Source organism: Azorhizobium caulinodans ORS 571 (assembly GCF_000010525.1).
Taxonomy (GTDB): Bacteria; Pseudomonadota; Alphaproteobacteria; order Rhizobiales; family Xanthobacteraceae; genus Azorhizobium; species Azorhizobium caulinodans.
The window spans coordinates 3,270,737-3,287,209 of record NC_009937.1; the positions used below are offsets into that span (position 1 = coordinate 3,270,737).

Annotated in this window: 12 protein-coding genes; 11 read left to right on the plus strand and 1 reads right to left on the minus strand. The window is 68.8% G+C overall.

Going from position 1 to position 16,473, the window contains the following annotated elements; all coding sequences use genetic code 11:
• Positions 1-331 precede the first annotated feature (331 nt).
• The 8 genes from AZC_RS14860 to AZC_RS14895 all read left to right on the plus strand — a co-directional run bounded on the left by AZC_RS14860 (position 332) and on the right by AZC_RS14895 (position 12,066).
• Positions 332-2,407, plus strand: a complete 2,076-nt coding sequence (locus AZC_RS14860; protein WP_012171397.1) for a 3-hydroxyacyl-CoA dehydrogenase NAD-binding domain-containing protein — start codon at positions 332-334, stop codon at positions 2,405-2,407.
• Positions 2,407-4,086, plus strand: a complete 1,680-nt coding sequence (locus AZC_RS14865; protein WP_012171398.1) for an AMP-binding protein — start codon at positions 2,407-2,409, stop codon at positions 4,084-4,086. Before AZC_RS14860 ends, AZC_RS14865 begins: the two co-directional genes overlap by 1 nt.
• A gap of 22 nt (positions 4,087-4,108) precedes the next feature.
• The gene (locus tag AZC_RS14870; RefSeq protein ID WP_012171399.1) at positions 4,109-5,296 is read left to right on the plus strand and encodes an acetyl-CoA C-acyltransferase; all 1,188 of its coding nucleotides are present in this window, start codon (positions 4,109-4,111) and stop codon (positions 5,294-5,296) included.
• Positions 5,297-5,299: 3 nt separating this feature from the next.
• Positions 5,300-6,496 (plus strand): acyl-CoA dehydrogenase family protein, encoded by a 1,197-nt coding sequence (locus AZC_RS14875; protein WP_012171400.1) that lies wholly within the window; start codon positions 5,300-5,302, stop codon positions 6,494-6,496.
• Between the two features lie 22 nt (positions 6,497-6,518).
• On the plus strand, positions 6,519-7,673 hold the full coding sequence (locus AZC_RS14880) for an acyl-CoA dehydrogenase family protein (RefSeq protein WP_012171401.1): 1,155 nt from the start codon (positions 6,519-6,521) through the stop codon (positions 7,671-7,673).
• A gap of 259 nt (positions 7,674-7,932) precedes the next feature.
• Complete coding sequence (locus tag AZC_RS14885; RefSeq protein ID WP_012171402.1) at positions 7,933-9,261, plus strand: MFS transporter; 1,329 nt, start codon at positions 7,933-7,935, stop codon at positions 9,259-9,261.
• Positions 9,262-9,612: 351 nt separating this feature from the next.
• A complete protein-coding gene (locus AZC_RS14890) occupies positions 9,613-10,956 on the plus strand; it encodes an MFS transporter (protein ID WP_012171403.1) in 1,344 nt (447 codons plus the stop codon).
• 141 nt (positions 10,957-11,097) lie between these two features.
• Positions 11,098-12,066 (plus strand): VOC family protein, encoded by a 969-nt coding sequence (locus AZC_RS14895; RefSeq protein ID WP_012171404.1) that lies wholly within the window; start codon positions 11,098-11,100, stop codon positions 12,064-12,066.
• 27 nt (positions 12,067-12,093) lie between these two features.
• Here AZC_RS14895 and AZC_RS14900 read toward each other — a convergent pair whose 3' ends face one another.
• Positions 12,094-12,906, minus strand: coding sequence for a 3-keto-5-aminohexanoate cleavage protein (locus tag AZC_RS14900; protein WP_012171405.1), 813 nt, complete (start codon positions 12,904-12,906; stop codon positions 12,094-12,096).
• Positions 12,907-13,104: 198 nt separating this feature from the next.
• On the opposite strand from AZC_RS14900, the gene AZC_RS14905 reads away from it, so the two are divergent.
• The 3 genes from AZC_RS14905 (at position 13,105) to AZC_RS14915 (ending at position 16,462) form a co-directional block, all read left to right on the plus strand.
• Positions 13,105-14,631, plus strand: coding sequence for a bifunctional 3-(3-hydroxy-phenyl)propionate/3-hydroxycinnamic acid hydroxylase (locus AZC_RS14905; protein WP_012171406.1), 1,527 nt, complete (start codon positions 13,105-13,107; stop codon positions 14,629-14,631).
• Positions 14,632-14,703: 72 nt separating this feature from the next.
• Positions 14,704-15,546 carry a fumarylacetoacetate hydrolase family protein gene (locus tag AZC_RS14910; RefSeq protein WP_043880358.1) on the plus strand — a complete coding sequence of 281 codons (843 nt, stop codon included), beginning with the start codon at positions 14,704-14,706 and terminating at the stop codon, positions 15,544-15,546.
• 115 nt (positions 15,547-15,661) lie between these two features.
• On the plus strand, positions 15,662-16,462 hold the full coding sequence (locus AZC_RS14915; protein WP_043879419.1) for a DNA-binding transcriptional regulator: 801 nt from the start codon (positions 15,662-15,664) through the stop codon (positions 16,460-16,462).
• Positions 16,463-16,473 lie beyond the last annotated feature (11 nt).

Genomic DNA, 16,473 nt, shown 5'->3' on the forward strand with positions numbered 1-16,473 from the left:
GCGGTCTTCCCGGGAAAAAGGCGGCGCCGGATCAGGCGCCCTACCTGCGAGATGACCGAAAGCGTCGTGCCGCGTTGCCTCCCATACGCGGTTGGGTCCGCGTGTATGGCCCCTTCCGCGACGGATCTCAGGGGCAAGAACTGCATCGCATGCGGAACGCGGGATTGTCAATTTCCGCAGACATGAATTCCGTATTGCAGAACATATAGCCGGATTTGGTAATCAGGAACCTCTCAGCACACCAGCCGACCTTGACAGCCGATCCGGCACGCTCCATCAACGAGCGGAATATGCAGACGATAGTTCTGCAATGCAGAATATGGGAGGACGCATGGACCCCGTTCGCACCGAGATCTCCGCCGCCGGCGTTGCCACCCTGACCATTGCCAATCCGCCCGTGAACGCGCTCGGCGCGGCGGTGCGGGCCGGCCTGCTCTCCGGCCTCACCGCGGCCCTCGCCAATGCGGACGTGCGGGCCATCGTCATCGCCGCCGAGGGCAAGGTCTTCGTGGCCGGTGCGGACATTTCCGAATTCGGCAAGCCGCCCGTGCCGCCGTCCCTCCCCGACGTTCTCTCCGCCGTGGAAGGCAGCGCGAAGCCGGTGGTCGCGGCCATCAACGGTCTCGCCCTCGGCGGCGGACTGGAGCTCGCCCTCGCCTGCCATGCCCGCGTCGCCGCGCCGGCCGCCAGGCTCGGCCTTCCGGAGATCAAGCTCGGCATCATTCCCGGTGCTGGCGGAACGCAGCGCCTGCCGCGTCTCGTTGGCGCCGCCCCCGCCTTCGCCATGATGGCGGGTGGTGAGCCCGTGTCCGCCGAAAAGGCCCGCGCCATGGGCCTCGTGGACGACATCGCCGATGGCGATCTGGTCGCTACCGCCGCCACCCAGGCGCTCCGGCTGGCGGAAGCCGGCACCTGGCCCCGCTCCGGCGCGGCCGAGAGCAAGTTCAGCGCCGAGGACCGCGCCGCGTTCGAGACGGCGGCCAGCGACGCGATTCGCAAATCGCCCCGGATGCCCAATGTGGCGGCGCTCGCGCATGCCGTTCGGGTTGGCCTCGAGAAGGGCCTTGCGGAAGGCCTCGCCGCAGAGCGCGCCGCCTTCCTCGAACTCGTGAAGGACCCGACCTCCAAGGCCTTGCGCCACCTCTTCTTCGCCGAGCGCGAGGCCGCGCGCGTGCCGGGCATCGGCAAGGAGGTGAAGGCGCGTCCCGTCGCCAGCGCCGCCGTCATCGGCGCCGGCACCATGGGCGGCGGCATCGCCATGTGCTTCGCGCAGGCGGGCATTCCCGTAACCCTCATCGAGGTGAAGGAAGAGGCGCTCAGCGCCGGCCTCGCCCGCATCCGCTCCAATTACGAGACCTCCGTGAAGCGCGGCTCGCTCACCTCCGAGAAGATGGAGCGGCACCTCGGCTTCATCACCGGCCGTGTGGGCCTTGAGGCCGCAGCCGAGGCCGACATCGTGGTGGAGGCGGCCTTCGAGGACATGGGCGTGAAGGCCGAAATCTTCGGCGCGCTGGACCGCCTCGCCAAGCCCGGTGCCATCCTCGCCACCAACACCTCCTATCTCGACGTCAATGCCATCGCCGAGACGACCAAGCGTCCGCAGGACGTGGTGGGCCTTCACTTCTTCAGCCCCGCCAACGTGATGCGCCTGCTGGAGATCGTGCGCGGCGCCAAGACGGCGCCGGATGTGCTCGTCACCAGCCTCGACCTCGCCCGCAAGATCGGCAAGCTGCCGGTGGTGGTGGGCGTCTGCTACGGCTTCGTGGGCAACCGGATGCTCGCAAAGCGTACCCAGGCCGCCGAGCGGCTGCTGCTCGCCGGCGCCATGCCGCATGAGGTGGACGATGCGGTGACCGATTTCGGCTTCCGCATGGGCCCCTTCGCCATGAGCGATCTGGCCGGCCTCGACATCGGCTGGCGGGCGCGCAAGGCCACGGGCGCGAAGGCACCGGTGGCGGACGCGCTGGCCGAGCAGGGCTTCTTCGGCCAGAAGACCGGGCGCGGCTTCTATCGCTATCCCGAAGGCGCCCGCAAGGGCGAGCGCGATCCGGATACGGAGGCGCTCATCACCCGCCTCTCCGATGAGCGGGGAATCACCCGCCGCAGCTTCTCCCGTGAGGAGATCATCGCCCGCCTCATGTACCCGATGGTGAATGAGGGCGCGAAGATCCTGGAGGAAGGCATCGCCTCGCGCTCCAGCGATGTCGATGTGGTGTGGGTGAACGGCTACAACTGGCCCAACTTCACCGGCGGCCCCATGCACTGGGCGGAAGGTGTCGGTCTCGCCAGGATCGTCGAGGCGCTGGACGCCCTCGCCGCCGAGACGGGCGACGACAGCCTGAAGCCTGCCGCTTTGCTGCGGCGGCTGGCGCAGGGTGGCTCCTTCGCGGACAAGGACGCCGCCTGATGTCCGCTCCCGCCCGCCCCCTGTGGCAGCAGCACTTCCCGGATGTGTGCGACTGGGATACGCCGCTGGAAATCACCACCCTGCCCCATCTCCTCGCCGCCGGCGTGGCAGCCAAGGGAGAGGCACCGGCTTTCGATTTTCGCGGCGCGAAACTGGCTTATCTCCAGCTCGCCCGTGAGGTGGATCGCCTCGCGAGCGGCCTCAGCGCTGCCGGCGTGGCGGCAGGCGATGCCGTCGCTCTGCTGCTGCCGAACACGCCGTGGCATCCCATCTGCTTCTTCGCCATCACCCGGCTCGGCGCGCGGGTGGTGCACATCAGCGCCCTCGATGCCCGGCGGGAAATCCATCACAAGCTGAAGGCCACCGGCGCGCGGCGGCTCATCACCACCAATCTGCCCGGCTTCCTGCCGGGTGCGCTGGACGCGCTGGCGGAAGGCCTGCTGGATGAGGTGCTGGTGGGCGAGGATGCCCGCTGGGGTGCGGGCGATGTCGCCCCCCTGCCCGTGCCGGACGAAGCCGGCGTGCGGCCGCTCGCCGCTCTGTTCAGCGACGCGCCGCTCACCGCGCCGCTGCCGCAGCCCGGCGACATTGCGGTGCTCCAGTTCACCGGAGGCACCACGGGCCTGCCGAAGGCCGCCATGCTCAGCCACGGCAACCTCACCTCGGCGGTCAGCATGTATCGGCTGTGGCGCGATGGCGGGCGCCCGCTGGTGGCCGGCACGGAGAAAGTGGTCGCCGTCCTGCCGCTGTTCCACATCTACGCGCTCACCACGGTGCTCCTGCGCCACATCCGCGACGGTAACGAAATCCTGCTGCGCCAGCGCTTCGATGTGGAGACGCTGATCCGCGACGTGAGCGAACTGCGTGCCACGCAATTCTCCGGCGTGCCCACCATGTGGGTGGCGCTGCTGAACCGTCCGGGCGTCGAGAGCGTGGACTTCTCGTCGCTGAAATCCTGCGTCAGCGGCGGTGCGCCCCTCCCCTTCGAGGTGCAGGCCAGGATCGAGGCCATTGTGGGCAACCAGCTCAACAACGGCTGGGGCATGACCGAGACCGGCCCTGCCGGCTCCCGCGTGCCCTTCCGCGTGACGCGCCGGCCCGGCCTCATCGGCGTGCCGCTTCCGGGCCTCGCCATGCGCATCGTGGCCATGGACGATCCGGGCCGCGCCCTGCCGCCCGGCGAAGTGGGCGAGATCGCGATTCGCGGGCCGAATGTCTTCGCCGGCTATCTCGGCGACGAAGCGGGCACGGCCGCCGCCTTCCACGACGGCTGGTTCCTCACCGGCGACATGGGCCGCATGGACGACAGCGGCCTGTTCGAGATCGTCGACCGGCGCAAGAACATGATCATCTCGTCCGGTTTCAACGTCTATCCGGCGGCCATCGAGAACGCGATTTACGAGCACCCTTCGGTCCATGAGGTGATCGTCATCGGCGTGCCCGATGCCTATCGCGGCCAGTCGGCGCGGGCCTATGTGGTGCTGAAGCCGGGCGCGCCCGCCTTCACGCTGGAAGACCTGCACGCTTTCCTCGCCGAGCGCCTCGGCCGCCACGAGATGCCGCGCTCGCTCGAATTCCGCGAGGCCCTGCCCCGCAGCCCGGTCGGCAAGCTGCTGCCCAAGGTGCTGATCGAGGAAGTGGCCGCGCAGGCGCCCGCCCCGGCGGCGGGCCACCCATAAGATACCGGAGGATACACCCCAGATGGTCGATGCCGTCATCGTCTCCACCGCCCGCACGCCCATCGGCAAGGCGCAGCGCGGCGCGTTCAACATCACCAAGGGCGCAGACATGGCCGCCCACGCCATCCGCCACGCGCTTGCAAAGGGCAAGGTGGACCCGGCCAGCGTGGAAGAGGTGGTTCTCGGCTGCGGTTATCCCGAAGGCGCCACGGGCGGAAACGTCGCCCGCCATGCCTCGCTGATCGCGGGCATACCGGTTACCGCCTCCGGCGCCACCGTGAGCCGCTTCTGTGCCTCCGGCCTTGAGGCCATTGCGGGCGCGGCCCGGCGCATCGTCATGGATGGCGTGCCGGTGGCGGTCGCCGGCGGCGTGGAAAGCATCTCGCTGGTGCAACCCGTCAATCGCGAGCTGTTCCGCAACGACTGGCTGATGGCCAACAGGCCGGACATCTACGTCACCATGATCGAGACCGGCGACACGGTGGCCCGCCGCTACGGCGTCTCGCGCGAGGCGCAGGACCAGTTCGCCCTTGCCAGCCAGCAGCGCACCGCCCGTGCGCAGGCTGGCGGCCTGTTCGATGACGAGATCGTCCCCATGACGGTCGAGAAGGAAATCACCGACAAGGCGAGCGGCGAGACGCGCCGCGAGAGCGTGACCCTCGCCAAGGATGAAGGCAACCGCGCGGACACGACGCTGGAGGGCCTCGCCAAGCTGAAGCCGGTGCGCGGCGACGACTGGTATGTCACCGCCGGCAATGCGAGCCAGCTCTCGGACGGCGCCTCGGCCACCGTTCTCATGTCCTCCACCGAGGCCGCGCGGCAGAATGCGCCCGTATTGGGCATCTTCCGCGGCTATGCCACCGCCGGCTGCGAGCCGGACGAGATGGGCATCGGCCCGGTGTTCGCCGTGCCGCGTCTGCTGGAACGGCAGGGCCTGAAGGTCTCCGACATCGGCCTGTGGGAGCTGAACGAGGCCTTTGCGTCCCAGTCCCTTTACTGCCGGGACACGCTCGGCCTCGACCCCGAGATCGTGAACGTGAACGGCGGCGCCATTTCCGTCGGCCATCCCTTCGGCATGAGCGGCGCCCGGCTCGTCGGCCATGCGGTGCTGGAAGGCCGGCGCCGGGGCGTGCGCTACGCGGTCGTCACCATGTGCATCGCCGGCGGCATGGGCGCAGCCGGCCTCATCGAAATCAACCCGGACGCCTAATCCATGGACCTGCGCTTCACCCCCGAAGAGATCGCCTTCCGCGAGGAGGTGCGCACCTTCTTCCGCACCGAGATTCCGGCGGAAATCCGCGCCAAGGTTTCGGAAGGCCGCAAGCTGGCGCGGGAGGATTACGTCACCTCCCAGCGCATCCTCAACGACAAGGGCTGGGCCGTTCCCCACTGGCCGGTGGAGCACGGCGGCCAGTCGTGGAGCGCCGTGCAGCGCTACATCTTCATGGAAGAGCTGATGCAGGCGGCCGTGCCGCTGCCGCTCCAGTTCAACTGCTTCATGGTGGGCCCGGTCATCGCCACCTTCGGCAACGAGGCGCAGAAGCAGCGCTTCCTGCCGCGCATCAAGAGCCTGGAGGACTGGTGGTGCCAGGGCTTCTCCGAGCCCGGCGCCGGCTCGGACCTCGCCTCGCTCAAGACCCGCGCGGTGCGCGAGGGCGACCATTACATCGTGGACGGCCAGAAGACCTGGACCACGCTCGGCCAGTATGCCGACTGGATGTTCTGCCTCGCCCGCACCAATCCGGACGCCAAGAAGCAGGCGGGCATCTCCTTCCTGCTCATCGACATGAAGACCCCCGGCGTGACTGTGCGCCCCATCATCACCATCGACGGGCGGCACGAGGTCAACGAAGTCTTCCTCGACAACGTGAAGGTGCCGGTCGAGAACCTCGTGGGCGAGGAGAACAAGGGCTGGGACTATGCCAAGTTCCTGCTCGCCAACGAGCGCACCGGCATCGCCCGCATCGGCATGTCGAAGGAGCGGATCGCGCGCATCAAGCGGCTCGCCCGCTCCACGCCGGCGGGCGCCGGCACCATGTGGGACGATCTCGATTTCCGCAGCCGCCTCGCGAGCGTGGAAATCGAACTGAAGGCGCTGGAAATCACCCAAATGCGCGTGGTGGCCGCGCAGGCGACCCGCGACCCGACGAAGCCCGACCCGGCCTCCTCCATCCTCAAGATCAAGGGCTCGGAGCTTCAGCAGGCCACCACCGAGCTGCTGCTGGAACTCGCCGGTCCCAACGGCCTGCCCGCGCAGCGCGACGAGGCCGGGCACAACGACATGGAGAGTCTGTTCGCCTGGGCGGACACGGCGGCACCCACCTATTTCAACATGCGCAAGGTGTCCATCTACGGCGGGTCCAACGAGATCCAGCACAATGTGATCGCCAAGGCGATCCTCGGCCTGTGACGGACGGCGCGGAGAGACTGTCATGAATTTCGACCTGTCGGACGAGCAGGCCCTGCTGCGGGACACGGTGCAGCGCTGGGCGGCAACCATCTATCCCGGCCTCGAACAGCTGGAAGCCGCGCGCCGCGCGCCGCTGGGCTTCCTGGAGAACCGCTGGGCCGAGCTGGCCGAGCTCGGCCTGCTCGGCCTGCCCTTCGCGGAGGAAGACGGCGGCTTCGGCGGCGGCCCTGTGGAGCTGCTGGTGGTGGCCGAAGCCCTCGGCCGCGCGCTGGCGCCGGAGCCCTATCTCGCCAGCATCGTGCTCGGCGGCGGCGCCCTGCGCCTCGCCGGCTCGCAGGCGCAGAAGGACGCGCTCCTGCCAGGCGTCATCGACGGCTCCGTCCGCCTTGCCTTCGCCCATGGCGAGGCGCAGGCGCGCTACGACCTGAACGATGTGGCCACCACCGCCCGTGCGGTGGAAGGCGGCTACCGGCTGGACGGACGCAAGAGCGTGGTGCTGAATGCGGATGCCGCGCAGACCCTCGTGGTGAGCGCCCGCACAGCGGGCGGGCGACGGGATGAGGCGGGCATCACGCTCTTCCTCGTGCCAGCCGATGCCCCCGGTGTGACCCTCGCGCCCTACCCGACGCACGATGGCGGCCGCGCGGCCGACGTGGTCCTCGCCGACGTGTTCGTGCCCACGGAGGCCGTGCTCGGCCCGCAGGACGCCGCCCTGCCGATCATCGAGCGCATCATCGACGGCGGCATCGTCGCGCTCTGCGCCGAGGCCGTGGGCCTCATGGAAGCGCTGCACGAGCTGACCATCGAGTATCTGAAGACCCGCAAGCAGTTCGGCGTCTCCATCGGCTCCTTCCAGGCGCTCCAGCACAAGGCCGTGGACATGCTGGTGGCGCTGGAGCAGGCCCGCTCCATGGCGCTCTATGCGGCCATGATGGTGGAGGCCGAGGATGCGGAGGAGCGCCGCGTCGCCCTCTCCGCCGCCAAGGCGCAGATCAACCGCTCCGCCCGTTTCGTGGGACAGACGGCGGTGCAGCTCCATGGCGGCATCGGCATGACCATGGAATATCTCGGCGCGCACCACTTCCGCAGGCTGGCGGCCATCGAGCTGACCTTCGGCGACACGCCCTTTCACACCCGCCGCGTGGCGAGCGAGAAGGGCCTCGTTGGAGCCGACTGACCTTCCGCGGGTGAAGTGATCCGCCAGAGGCGTCCGCTTCACCCGCGCGAACTCCAGGTGCCGCAGATACTGGCAGGCCCTGGCATCGGTCATCGTGGCCGGCGCTAGAGCACGCGCCGATCAGATTGCATCGCAATCTGGTCGGATCACGTGTTCTCTTTCTTGAATCGCTCTCTAGAGGCCCAGCACCGTTGCCCGTTGACGATCCGGCATCCCGCAGCCATGAACGGCAGACGGGGCCGGGAGCGCAGAGCCGAGCATGGATGCGGGAGCGGGATTGACGGCGGAAGAGAAGCTGACCTTCGCCAAGGTGGCGCGGCGGCTCATCCCGTTCATGATGCTCCTGTATCTCGTGAGCTTCCTCGACCGGGTGAACGTCGGTTTTGCCGCCCTCACCATGAATGCGGACCTCGGCTTCTCGCCGCAGGTCTATGGCTGGGGCGCCGGCATCTTCTTCATCGGCTATTTCCTGTTCGAGGTGCCCTCCAATCTCGTGCTGGAAAAGGTGGGCGCGCGGCTCTGGATCTGCCGCATCATGGTCACCTGGGGCCTCATCTCCGCCGCCACCGCCTTCGTGACCGGCCCAACCTCCTTCTTCCTCCTGCGCTTCCTCCTCGGCGCGGCGGAGGCCGGCTTCCTGCCGGGCATGATCCTTTATCTCGGCACCTGGTTTCCGCTCGCCATGCGGGCGCGCTATGTCGCCCTCTTCATGGCGGCCGTGCCTATCGCCAGCGCGGTGGGCTCGCCGCTATCGGCCCTGATCATGCAGAGCCACGGCTTTGGCGGCCTCGCCGGCTGGCAATGGCTGTTCATCATCGAAGGACTGCCCGCCGTCCTGCTCGGCCTCGTGGTGCTGGTGCTGCTGCCGGACGGCCCGGCGGACGCCCGCTGGCTGACTGCGCGCGAACAGCAGGTGATCGCAGACCGGCTGGCGAAGGACAACGCAGCGGGCGATGCCACCACCCGCCACGCCTTGTGGCCCGCGCTCCGGGATGGGCGGGTGCTGCTGCTGGGGCTCGTCTATTTCGGACTGGTGGTCGGGCTCTACGGCATCGGCCTCTGGCTGCCGCAGATCATCCGTGACATGGGCTACAGCGTCGAGCAGGTGGGGTTGCTGCTCGTCCTGCCCTATGCCCTGAGCGCCGCCGCCATGCTGGCCTGGGGCCGCCACAGCGACCGTTCGGGGGAGCGCATCCTGCACGTGGCGGGCGCGGCCTTCCTCGGCGCGGCTGGGCTTTTGGCGAGCGTGCATGTCCCGACGCCCCTGTTGGCCATCGGCGCGGTCACCTGTGCCTCCGTCGGCATCTATGCGGCGCTCGGCCCCTTCTGGTCGGTGCCCCCGCTCTTCCTGCGCGGAACCGCGGCCGCCGCCGGCATCGCCCTCATCAATGCCGTAGGCAATCTTGGTGGCTTTGCCGGTCCCTATGCGGTGGGCTTCATCAAGCAGCATACCGACCGCTTCACCGCCGCTTTCGAGCTGCTGGCTGGCGTGGTCCTCCTCGCCGGCCTCCTCGCCCTCGTCCTGCGGGCGTTCCTGCGCCAGCGGGGCAACCTGCCGGCCCCACGACAGGTCGCCCGCCGCCCCTGACACATCGGGGGCGTCCGGCAGGCGGACAGGTCCGTTTTTCCGCTACGCCCGGAAGCAGCCGTCGCCTTAGACGAAGACAAGAAGAAGCATGTGGGAGGATGAAACGGGCGCCCATACGCCCGGCGCCGACCGCACCCTCCGTCCTGCGCCAAACGGACGGCCGGTGCGCGCAGGTCTTCGGCCTGCCCGAACAGGCATTCACGATACCCCATCAAGACATTCCCAGCGAAGGGGGCCAACCTTCCGAGGGAATGCTCCCGTCTCTGCTTCCGGTGGCATGGGCAAACCTGCCCGCCGACCGGACAAGCGTATTCCGCCCCAACAAAAAGATCAGCCGGAGGGCTCAAGGACATGACCAGCATTTCGCAGACCAGCGCACGGCATGCACCGGCGCATCTCAGCCGGGCACAGTGGCGCATCATCCTGCTCGCCAGCCTCGGTGGATCGCTCGAATTCTACGATTTCATCATCTACGGCATCTTCGTCCAGTACATCTCGGCGCAGTTCTTTCCCGCCAACGATCCCTATGTCTCGCTGATCCTGTCCTTCTCCGTGCTCGCGCTGGGCTTTCTCGCCCGCCCCTTCGGCGGCGCACTGCTGGGCACGCTGGGCGATCGCTACGGCCGGCGGCCGGTGTTCATCGCCTCGCTCGGCCTCACCACGCTGGCCACCATCGCCATCGGTCTGCTGCCGGGCTACGACCGCTGGGGCATCGCCGCCCCGCTGCTGCTGGTCGCCTTCCGTCTGGTGCAGGGCGTCTGCCTCGGCGGCGAACTGCCGGGTGCCGTCACCTACGCCGTGGAAGCCGCGCCGCGCCGGGCGGGCCTTGCCTGCGGCTTCATCATCTTCTGCGTCAACGTGGGCGTGCTGATCGCCACCCTCGTCAATCTGGGCATCCAGTATGCGCTGCCGCCGCAGGATGTCGCCTCCTATGGCTGGCGCATCGCCTTCCTTTTCGGCGGCGTCATCGGCCTCGTCAGCTTCGCCCTGCGCCGCAAGCTCGAAGAATCGCCGGAATTCGTGAACCTGCACGGCAAGGCGGCCAAGCATCCGCTGGGCGAACTGGTGCGCAACCACGGCCGCGCGCTGCTGGTGGCGGCCGGTGTCGCGGCGATCATCGCCGGCTTCAACGGCATGCTCTACGGCTTCGTACCGGCCTTCCTGGTGAAGACCCTCGGCTATCCCGCGCCTGAGGTGGCCCTTGCCATGACCGTGGCGCTGGTGGTGAGTTCCATCGGCCTGATGATCGCGGGATGGGCGGGCGACTTCACGTCGGCGCGCCTCATCCTGCGGGCCGGCTCGCTGCTGATGCTGATCACGGTGGTGCCGCTGTTCGCGCTGATGGCCAACCGGGGAGCCAGCATCGTGCTCGTGCTCGCGCTGCTCTCGCTGGTCTTCTCGCTTGCCAGCGGCATCTGGCCGAGCATCCTCGCCACCCTGTTCCCGACCAAGGTGCGCTTCACCGGCATCGCTCTATCCTACAACATCAGCGTCACCATTCTCTCCGGCTTCGCGCCGCTCGCCGCCACCATGCTGATCGAGCGCACGCAGATGCCCTCCGCGCCCGCCCTTTACATCGCTCTGTGCGCGGCCCTCAGCCTGTGGAGCAGCTTCCTCGTGCCGGAGCGCCGGGGGGCGTCACGGGATGAGCGGGTGGAAGCCCCGCTCAAGGCCTCGGGCCTGCCTCCGCTCTGAGCCGTGTCCGCCCAGCGGACCCCAAGCGACCGGCGGGCGACAGGCCCGCCGGTTCCGCTTAATCAGGACGCGCGGTCTGGACGCCGCATCCCGAGCCTTTTTCCGGACCCGCTCCCCGCCACCAGCAGGAAGGACACCGCCATGGGCATCATCGCGCTCGGCTATATCGGCATCCGCTCGGACAAGATGAGCGACTGGCACGATTTCGCCTCCGGCCTCCTCGCCATGCAGGCCATGGATGTCAGCAAGGCCGCCCGCACCTTCCGCATGGACGACCAGCGTCAGCGCCTGTTCGTCGTCGACGAGCCCGGCCCGGTGCTCGCCGCCATGGGCTGGGAAGTGGCGGATAAGTCCGACCTCGACCATTTCGGCGCGCGTGTGGAGGCCGCCGGATGCGCCGTGCGGCGCGGCAGCCGCGCACTGGCCGACCAGCGCTTTGTTGAAGAACTGATCACCTTCGAGGACCCGGACGGCAACAGCGTGGAGCTGTTCTTCAATCCCATGCGTGCGAGCGAGCCCTTCGTGCCCGGCCGCCCCATCTCGGGCTTCCGCACTGGCGCGCTCGGCATGGGCCATGCGGTGCTGCACGCGATCCGCATCGAGGCCCTGCTGCCCTTCTATCGCGACGTGTTGGGCTTCCATGTCACGGATTACGGGCTGACGCCCTATCCGCTGTATTTCTTCCATGTGAACAACCGCCATCACAGCTTCGCCATGGTGGGCTCGGGGCAGATCGGCTTCCATCACTTCATGGTGGAGTTCTGCAATCTGGACGACGTGGGCCAGGGCTATGATCTCGCCCAGCTTCAGGAGGGGCGCGTCGCCTATACGCTCGGGCGGCACACCAATGATTACATGACCTCCTTCTATGCCCATTCGCCCTCCGGCTTCTTCGTGGAGAACGGCTGGGGCGGGCGGCAGATCGACCCGGCCACCTGGGAGCCGCACGAGACCTTCGCCGGGCCGAGCTTCTGGGGTCATGAGCGGCTCTATCTGCCGGAAGAGCCCCGCGCCCGGCTGCGCCAGATGCGCCTCGACGCTGCCGCCAACGGCATCCGCGCGCCCGCCGTGGTGGACTGCCCCTGGCTCTACGGCCAGCTCGCCGGCTGAGCCATTTCCGATCCAGCGGCCGGGGCCTCAGAGCCCCAGCCGCGCCCGCGCCTCCGCAAGCTCCAGCGGCCGCAGGCCGAGCGCCCGCGCAGCAGCCACGAAATGCGTCACGAGAGCGGCATTGTCGGGCGCCAGCCGCCCGTCCGGCAGGTGCAGATTGTTCTCGAACCCCATGCGTACGTCGCCACCCAGAAGCGCGGCCGCCATGCAGCAGGCGCTTTCCGTAGGGCCGAAGGCGCACACCGACCAGTCGAGCATATGCCGGCGGGCGGACAGGAAGCCGAGGATCGCCGCAGGCGTCGAGGGCGGGCCGTCGCCATAGCGTCCGAGGACGAAGAGCTGGGTGGCATTGGCCAGCGGAATCTGCCCGGCCTCCGCGAGCGCATCGAAGCGCTGCACATCCGCCCCGTCATAGAGGATGTACTGCACCGCCATGCCGCCAGCCGCGCAGTCCGCAAGGAAGGCCGTCGCTTCGCAGGCCAGAGCGGGATCGCTGAAGAGTTCGCGCACGGCCACCGAGAAGGCCTCCGGGCGCACCGTCCGCACCATCGCCATCTGCTCGGCCGGACCGTAGAGCCCCACAGCCTCCGTGGTGACCTGCAGGATGAGATCGCGCGCGCCCCGCTGCCGGATTTCGGCGATGGCTTCCGCATAGCGTCCGGCATCGAGGCTGTGCCGCCCCTCATCATCGCGCACGTGCAGATGGATGGCGCTCGCGCCCGCCTCTGCGCAGCGCAGGCTCTCCGTGGCGATGTCCGCCGGGGACAGGGGCAGCGCGGGATGGTCCGCCTTGGTGCGCCGCGCGCCGTTGATCGCAGACATGATGAGAATGGGCCGCATGGAACCTCGCTTGCCGTCGTGCCGGACCTGCTTCTAGCCGAGCGCGGGGGATCCGTATGCGCCCGAATGCCCCTGTCCGCCAGACGGACACTCCCGCCGCCCGTATTGAAGGCCCCCGCCCGCTCTGGGATCAGTCGGCCCCAACAGGCACCAGTACCAAGGCGCCGCAGCAAGACGCCAACAATCAAGGAGGGGACGATGCTCGAAGCCACCGATACGTCCGAAAACCCGTTCGACATCGTCATCATCGGCCTCGGTCCGGTCGGCGCGACGCTGGCCAACCTGCTCGGCCTCAAGGGCCTCTCGACCCTCGTGCTGGAGCGCGAGAGCGAGGCCTACCACCTGCCGCGCGCGGTGCACTTCGACGATGAGGTCATGCGCGTGTTCCAGACCATCGGCCTCGCCGATGCGATCCTGCCGGCGACGCGCCTCAACCCCGGCATGCGCTTCATCGATGCGCAGGGCGCGCTGCTCATGGACTGGCCCCGCCCGCAGGAGGTGAGCGGCCAGGGCTGGCATGCCAGCTACCGTTTCCACCAGCCGGATCTGGAGCGCATCCTGCGCGACGGCCTGCAGCGCTTCGCGAGCGTGACAGTGCGCACCCGCTGCGATGCCTTCGCCTTCGAGCAGGATCGCGAGGGCGTCACCGTCCGCTATGAGGAACTGACCACCGGCCGCCTGCGGCAGGTCCGTGCCCGCTATGTGGTCGGCTGCGACGGTGCCCGCTCGCTGGTGCGCCGTTTCATCGGGTCGTCCATGGACGATCTCGGCTTTCACGAGCGCTGGCTGGTGGTGGATGCCGTGCTGCGGCAGCCGAAGCCCGAGCTGGGCGACCACACCATCCAGTATTGCAACCCGGCGCGGCCGGCGACCTATGTGCGCGGCCCCGGCGACCGCCGGCGCTGGGAAATCACCGTGCTGCCGCACGAGGACAGCCGCACGGTGGTCCAGCCGCAGACGGTCTGGTCGCTGCTCGCGCCGTGGCTCGCGCCCGACGAGGCGGACCTGGAGCGGGCCGCCGTCTACACCTTCCATTCCGCCGTCGCCCGCCAGTGGCGGGCGGGCCGGCTGCTGCTCGCGGGCGATGCCGCGCACCAGACGCCCCCCTTCATGGGTCAGGGCATGTGTTCGGGCATCCGCGACGTGGCCAATCTCGCCTGGAAGCTGGAGGCGGTGGTGCACGGACAGGTCGGTGAGAGCCTGCTCGACACCTATCAGAGCGAACGCGGCCCGGACGCCCATGCTTACATCGAAATGGCCGTGCGTCTGGGCGGGCTCATCAACACCTGCGGCACCGAAGCAGCCCTGAATGCCGCCTTCCGCGACGCGGACGGCGTCGTCCGCATCCAGAGCCGCGTGCCCCGGCTGGGGCCGGGCATCGCTGCCGGCCGCAGCGAGCTCGCCGGCAGCCGCTTCGCCCAGCCGAGGCTCGGCGACGGGCGGCTGCTGGATGACGCCGTCGGATTCAGCTTCGCCCTGCTCGCCAGCGAGCGGATGTGGAGCGCCGCGAGCGAGCCGGTGCGCCGGCGCTTCGCGGCGGCCGGGGTGACGGTGGTCACCGAAGCCACCTGTCCGGCTCTGAAGCCCCTCCTGGACGCGCAAGGCGTCGGCGCCCTGCTGCTGCGGCCGGACCGCTATGTGGCGGGAGCGGCGCTCGATGACGGAGACCTTGCCGCCCTGGCCGACTGGCCGATGGTCTACCTGCCCCAACGCGCCGCCGCCTGATCCGGCCGGCACCGCCCGCCCGGCCCTCTCCTGTTTCCCCCCAAGAAGATGTTCAAGGAAAAGGTTCGCCCGATGAAGTTCGCTTCCTTCACCCATGCCGGCCGCGCCAGCTATGGCCTCGTGACCGACGGCGGGATCGTCGATCTCGCCCGCCGTTTCCCGGAGGCCCCGACGCTGCGGTCCTTCATCGCCGGCGGACTGGAGCGCGCCGCCGCCTTCACCGCCGCGCCCGCCGACGTCGCGCTGGACGACGTGGCCCTCGATCCGGTCATTCCCGATCCCGACAAGATCGTGTGCGTGGGCCTCAACTATCATGACCACGTGACGGAGACGGGCCGCACCGTCACGCCCAACCCCATGCTGTTCGCCCGCTATCCCGGCAGCCAGGTGGGCTCCGGCGCGGCGCTCGTGAAGCCGCTGGAATCCGACGAGTTCGATTATGAGGGCGAGCTCGCCGTCATCATCGGCAAGGGCGGCCGGCGCATCTCCGAGGCGGATGCGCTCTCCCACGTGGCCGGCTATGCCTGCTACAACGATGCCAGCGTCCGCGACTGGCAGCGCCACACCTCGCAGTTCATGCCGGGCAAGACCTTCGCCGCCACGGGTGGCTTCGGCCCCTGGATGGTGAGCGCGGACGAAATCCCGGACCCGACGCAGCTCAAGCTCACCACGCGCCTCAATGGCCAGCAGGTGCAGCAGACGAGCGTCGATCTGATGATCACGCCCATCCCGACCCTCATCGCCTACACCTCCACCATCCTGCCGCTGCTGCCCGGCGACGTGATCGTCTCCGGTACGCCGGGCGGTGTCGGCGCCCGCCGCACGCCGAAGCTGTTCATGAAGGACGGCGACGTGGTGGAAGTGGAGGTGAGCGGCGTCGGCGTGCTGCGCAACCCGGTGGTCGCCGAGCGCTGAGCCCCCGGAAGGTTCCTTGAAGACGTGACACCTGCCGTGGCTGGAACGCTGGCCACGGCAGGTGTGCATTGTGTACGATACAAAAAGAGACCGGGGGATCCGGCGAGACGGGGAAATGGCCGACGACAGGGACGCGACGCCCGAGAAGAGCGACGGCGTGCGCGCTTTGCGCCGGGGCCTCGCGGTGCTGCGGCACATCAATGCCTGCGGCAGCACGTCGGCGGCGGAGATCGCCCGCGCGCTCAGCATTCCCCGGCCCACGGTCTATCGGCTGCTGCAGACGCTGGAGGAAGAGGGCTACGTGGCCTTTTCCGCCTCCTCCACGCAGGTCCGCGTCACCCGCCTCGCCGCCAGCCTTGGCGACGGCTATGCCGCGCAGGCGCGCATCTGCCAGGCGGCAGGCCCCGTGTTCGGCCATTATGCGCCCCGCCTCGTGTGGCCTCTCGATCTGACGGTCTATGAGGATGCGGCCATGGTCATCCAGGAGACCACCCACACCCGCAGCCCCCTATCCATCGACCGCGGCATGATCGGCTTCCGCCTGCCCATGCTCAGGACCTCCGCCGGGCGCGCCTATCTCGCCTATTGTCCGCCGGAAGACCGGCAGGCCATCCTCGGCCACCTGCGGCGCATGGATGACGGGGAGGACCGTCCCTTCCTCGATGACGCCTGGCTGGCGCGCTGCTTGTCGGAAACCCGGAAGAACGGATTCGCGGTGCGCGATGGCGGCGAGTTCCGGCCGAAGACCAGCAGCATCGCTGTGCCGGTGATGGTGGGCCAGCGGGTGGAGGCGGTGGTTTCCATGATCTGGATCCGTTCCGCCCTCTCACTCGCCGAAGCCATCCGCGCCCACGGAAGGACGCTCGCGGAGGTCGCCTCGGCCATCGCGCAGGCGGGCGCGCCACCGCCCGATTGAGCTGACGCTGC